This is a genomic window from Desulfovibrio sp. SGI.169 (assembly GCF_050313595.1).
GTDB lineage: Bacteria > Desulfobacterota > Desulfovibrionia > Desulfovibrionales > Desulfovibrionaceae > Desulfovibrio.
Window position 1 is genome coordinate 1 of the sequence record NZ_JBNPLS010000060.1, and the last position, 4,417, is coordinate 4,417.

Sequence of the window (4,417 nt, forward strand, 5' to 3'; positions counted from 1 at the left end):
TGGCAGGCTCAAGGATTGGCGTAGAATTGCCACGCGGTATGACCGTTGTGCCCACACCTTCTTTTCCGCCATTTGCATCGCTGCCATTGTCACCTTTTATATTTAATGAGTCCTGAACCTAGCATGTGAAATCAATCAAGCAAAAGGTGAATGTTATGGATATACAATTGTTGCTGGTCATCCTGTGTGTGGCCGCCGCGTTTTTTTTCATTGTACGGCGTTTCCGCCGCGCCCTGCGCAGTGGACATTGCGACTGCGGCTGCGAAAGCGGCGTGGACAAAAAAAGCTGCCGGGCGGGCGGTTGCTGCGGACGTAAGGCGCAGTGAGGCTTCGTTTTTCGTATCGCGGCACAGGGGCGAGAGGCTCCGCCGGATCGGCTTGCCCGTCCTGACGCATTAGGGTAGGCTTTCAAATACGGACACGCTCCGCCTGCCGCCAGACGCACGCTTCAGACAGAAGGCGCAACGGGGAAACGGAAGCAGCGGTTCCGTCCGCTATGGAGCGCCCATGCTGAACATCAACGCCCTGCGTGTCTTTCACGCCGTCGTCCAGTGTCACAGCGTCGTGCGCGCGGCAGAAACGCTTTTTATTTCGCAACCCGCCGTCAGCAACGCCTTGAAGCGCCTTCAGCAGCAGTATGAGGTTCAACTGTTTGTGAAAGAGGGGCGCGCGCTGCAATTGACCGGACACGGTGAAGACCTGTACGCCCTCACCACACGCCTGTTTGCCATTGAGCGAGACATCGAGGCCCTGTTCAAGAACGCCGGCGCGCGACAGAACAGAAATATTCATCTGGGTTTGGTCACCATCTACGAGCGCTTCGACGCGGCGGGCATCCTCAAGTATTTCCTGCGGGTGGACAAAGACGTCACCGTGTCCATCCACTCCGGCAATTCCCGCTCCCTGATGGAACAGCTTGCCAACCGTGAAATAGATATGGCTATCACCGGGGAACCCCCGGCAGGCCTGGCGTTCGTCCGTTCTTACTATAGAACTCATACGGTTTCTTTAGTGGTTCCGCGCGGCCATCGGCTGTTCGGCAAGGCGCGCTTCACCCCCGACGACCTGCGCGGCGAACGCATGGTGCTGAAAGAGCCCGGCTCGTCTGTGCGCGCGGTGATGGACGCCTATTTTGGAAAACACCGGATCAGCCCAACGGTCATCTCGGAACTGTCCAATTTCGATTCAAATATTGAAATCATGCAAAAGGAAAATTGCCTGGCGTTTTTCCCGGACGCCACCATTGAGCACATGCTCGCCGGTAATCCGAACTTCACCACGGCAAGCCCGAAAGACGAAGCGCTGGACTTTTCCACTTTTATTTTGACCCGCCAGCCCGCAGCCTACCCGGCTGTCCGGGCCCGTTTCATCAAGGACTTTCTTTCGCTGCTCCAGAATGAAGCCCTCCGCCTGTAGGAGGACGGAGGGCTCATGACGCGCGGCAGGACGGATATGATCCGGGCCGGCAGGAAATGCTTTACCCGGCGTTTCCGCAAGGTTCATTTGCTTTATATGGCGTAATCCAGGGCCTGCCGCGACGCGCTGACAGCCTTGACCAGCCTGCCGAATTCCAGATGGATGGGATGCTCGGCATAGGCTTTCAGTCCGTCCATGTCGTCATGCGCGGATTGCAGCACCACCTGAGCGGGCGTCGTGCTCGTGGGCTGGATCTGATACGAAACTTCCACGGAACGCACTGTGGGAATGCCGCATAATGACGCTGAGGCTTCCTTGATGCGCCGGGCGTTCTCCGCCGCCGAATGTCCGTCCGCTTCTTCCTGAAGCGTCCACCAGACGATATGCCGGATCATATTTTCTCCTTGTTTGTCTGCGGTCTCACCATGCGCCGGTGACGGCGGCCCTGATGCAGTGCTCAAGATCGCCGTACCACACCGGAATGCCATTGCTGCCCGGCGCATAAAAACACATTTTAGCAGAATTGGTCGCCAGAGAGGTAAAGCCCAGATCTTCCGGCCGGCTGAGCACCACGCACAAATCCTGGGTCACAAGGCCGCCGGCCTTTTCAATGGCATCCACATACCCCATCTGAGCGGCCAGAGCCCGTACCGAAACGTTGCTCTGCACCCATAGCGTCACGCCATCCGCCACATGGCGCCCTTCCAGACGCCGCGCAATTTCCGCCAACTGGTTCAGTGAACAATGCGGGCAACCCAAGGCCACCAAGTCCACGCGCCGTTCCACGCCGGAAGACATCTTCTCTTTCTGCTCCGCCAGTTCGCGACTGCCGAACACGATACGCTCGCAATCGCCACCGCGCAACGCCGCCTCGGTGCTGGGAGCTTCCGGCGTGACGCCGGTCATGTGAAACATGGCTATTCCTCCCCAGGAAGCCAGAGAGGCGCACAGGGCCACCAGATTTTCCAGTTGCGGCGCCTTGACTCCCTCAAAAACCGGAATGCCCTGTCCCGCATGCGCCGCGGCAAAAGCGCCCAGAGCGCCGAAATCAGACATGTCGCCCAATTCCGCAGTCACCTGGCAAACCAGACCGCCGCGCCGGTTTTCATCAAGATGCATCCCATAGCAGGGGGTGCGTCCGGTCACGGCTGAGGCCAGCGTGGAAGGCCCTCCCTCACGATTGTTGCGCGCGCCAATCACGGAATTGAGAAAAACCACGGCCGAGGATTCGCCCCAGGCTGTATGCTCGCCGAAACGGGGCAGAAAACCCTGATAATACGGCACGCATGACGAGGTAACATAGCAACCCATTTTTTCATAGGCGGCCATCACGCGCTTCTGTCGGGCCACCCAGTCGGGTGGTAGGCCGAGATCATGCGCCCTGTCAATACCGATGACATTCATAGTGGTCGGCACGCGTACCCGCGCGCCGGCGGCGGCCATATCCTCGGCCCAGCGTATGCCCGCCTCGCCCAGCGTCCGCACGGACAGGCCAGAGACATGGGCGCTGCGCACCGGGATCAGATACGGCGCGTCGTAGACTCGGCCCAGCGTAACCAGCATATCTAGAAAAAAACGGGCGGGTTCTCCATCACGGCCATCCAGGATGGCTTTTTCTTCATCGGTCAGTTTCATGGTCTGAGCCCTCCTTTCGTTTCCACCGCGTGGCGCTTGAGAATTTCCAGCGTCCCCGCGGCAGCGTCAATCCGTACCAGATCGCCTATGCGCACGGCTTCCAGAGGGTTGCCGTCCAGTCTGTCCAGCATGGGAATGCCTGCCATGATGGCCCCCAAGGCAATAATGGCCTCAGACTCCACGTTGATCATAGCGCAAGGGCCAACGCCGGACCGCACAATGGAGTAAATGACGAATGAACCGCCTGTGCTGCCTTTGCCGCTGGGGAAAATCAGCACTTTGTCCTTCAGGCTCATGCCCTCCAGTTCATGCCCGCGCTCAATAACGCGGCCGCTTTCGCTGTCCACACCAAAATTGAATCCCATGGGCTGGGAAGTCACAAGGGCTTCGCCTTCCGCCACGCCTGCGACGATGCATCTGCCCCGCAGAATTTTACTCATGATCGCTCCTTGATTCTATGCTGACGCGGGATGGTTATTCTTCCAGCTTGCCGCCCAGCTTGCGCGTCCTGATCGCTGAAACAACGGACGCCCAGCACAGCGCTCCCAATATGACCATCAGCGCCAGCGAGGCGGGGCGCTCCAGCAACATGAGCAGGATGTTCATATGGTGAGCTTTGGCCATCATCAGGCTCTGGCGGACGCCTTCTTCCATGATGGGACCGAGAATGAGCCCCAGCACGACAGGCGCAACCGGAATGCGCGCCAGCTTGAAAAAATAGCCCATCAAACCGAAAATACTGGCCAACAGTACGTCAAACATACTGTTATTGATGGAAAAAGCTCCGACCATGCATAATATGAGAATGCAGGGCATCAGCATGCGGATCGGCGCCTTGAGCGCCAGTGAAAACAGCCGCAGCCCGCAGCGCCCGATCAACAGCATGAAAAAGGTCGTCAGCACCATGCCTGCCATGAAGGTGTAAACGAAATCCCCGCTGGTCTGCAGCAGACGCGGGCCGGGGATGATGCCGTGCAGGGTGAGGGCGCCATACATGATGGCGCAGGTAACGGATCCCGGAATACCCAGCGCCAGCAACGGCACCAGCGAACCGCAAACCGCGCTGTTGTTGGCGGCTTCAGCGGCCACAATGCCCTCAGGCGCTCCGTGACCGAACTTTTCAGGGTGTTTGGAGCCGCGCTTGGCCTCGCCGTAAGCGATAAAAGTGGCGATGGCCGCGCCAGCGCCCGGCATGACGCCTATCAGCACTCCGATCAGGCTTCCCTTGCTCAACACTCCTTTGAAGCGGCGCAACACCCCGCGCGCCACCTCCCCAAAGACCGCGCGCTCCGTCGCGGCGTTGACCCGCGAGGCGGCGGCGGGGCGCGTCAGTTGAAAAATGATTTCCGATATGGCGAACAGCCCA

At 59.0% G+C, this 4,417-nt stretch carries 6 protein-coding genes and 1 pseudogene; 3 read left to right on the plus strand and 4 right to left on the minus strand.

Annotated elements, in window-relative coordinates:
- The 3 genes and pseudogenes from ACQRA4_RS13565 to ACQRA4_RS13575 form a co-directional block, all read left to right on the plus strand.
- A pseudogene (locus ACQRA4_RS13565) lies at positions 1-106 on the plus strand (IS5/IS1182 family transposase); the annotation flags it as partial.
- Positions 107-155: 49 nt separating this feature from the next.
- A complete protein-coding gene (locus ACQRA4_RS13570; RefSeq protein WP_427823588.1) occupies positions 156-326 on the plus strand; it encodes a hypothetical protein in 171 nt (56 codons plus the stop codon).
- A gap of 181 nt (positions 327-507) precedes the next feature.
- Complete coding sequence (locus tag ACQRA4_RS13575; RefSeq protein WP_427823589.1) at positions 508-1,416, plus strand: LysR substrate-binding domain-containing protein; 909 nt, start codon at positions 508-510, stop codon at positions 1,414-1,416.
- A gap of 92 nt (positions 1,417-1,508) precedes the next feature.
- On the opposite strand, the gene ACQRA4_RS13580 is transcribed toward ACQRA4_RS13575, so the two are convergent.
- From ACQRA4_RS13580 to ACQRA4_RS13595, 4 genes are all read right to left on the minus strand, one after another.
- The gene (locus tag ACQRA4_RS13580) at positions 1,509-1,811 is read right to left on the minus strand and encodes a Dabb family protein (protein WP_427823590.1); all 303 of its coding nucleotides are present in this window, start codon (positions 1,809-1,811) and stop codon (positions 1,509-1,511) included.
- 25 nt (positions 1,812-1,836) lie between these two features.
- Positions 1,837-3,051, minus strand: coding sequence for an aconitase X (locus ACQRA4_RS13585; protein ID WP_427823591.1), 1,215 nt, complete (start codon positions 3,049-3,051; stop codon positions 1,837-1,839).
- Positions 3,048-3,491 (minus strand): aconitase X swivel domain-containing protein, encoded by a 444-nt coding sequence (locus ACQRA4_RS13590; RefSeq protein WP_427823592.1) that lies wholly within the window; start codon positions 3,489-3,491, stop codon positions 3,048-3,050. The genes ACQRA4_RS13585 and ACQRA4_RS13590 overlap by 4 nt, the downstream gene beginning before the upstream one ends.
- Positions 3,492-3,525: 34 nt before the next feature.
- The coding region (locus ACQRA4_RS13595; RefSeq protein WP_427823593.1) for a tripartite tricarboxylate transporter permease at positions 3,526-4,417 on the minus strand (892 nt) is incomplete at its 5' end.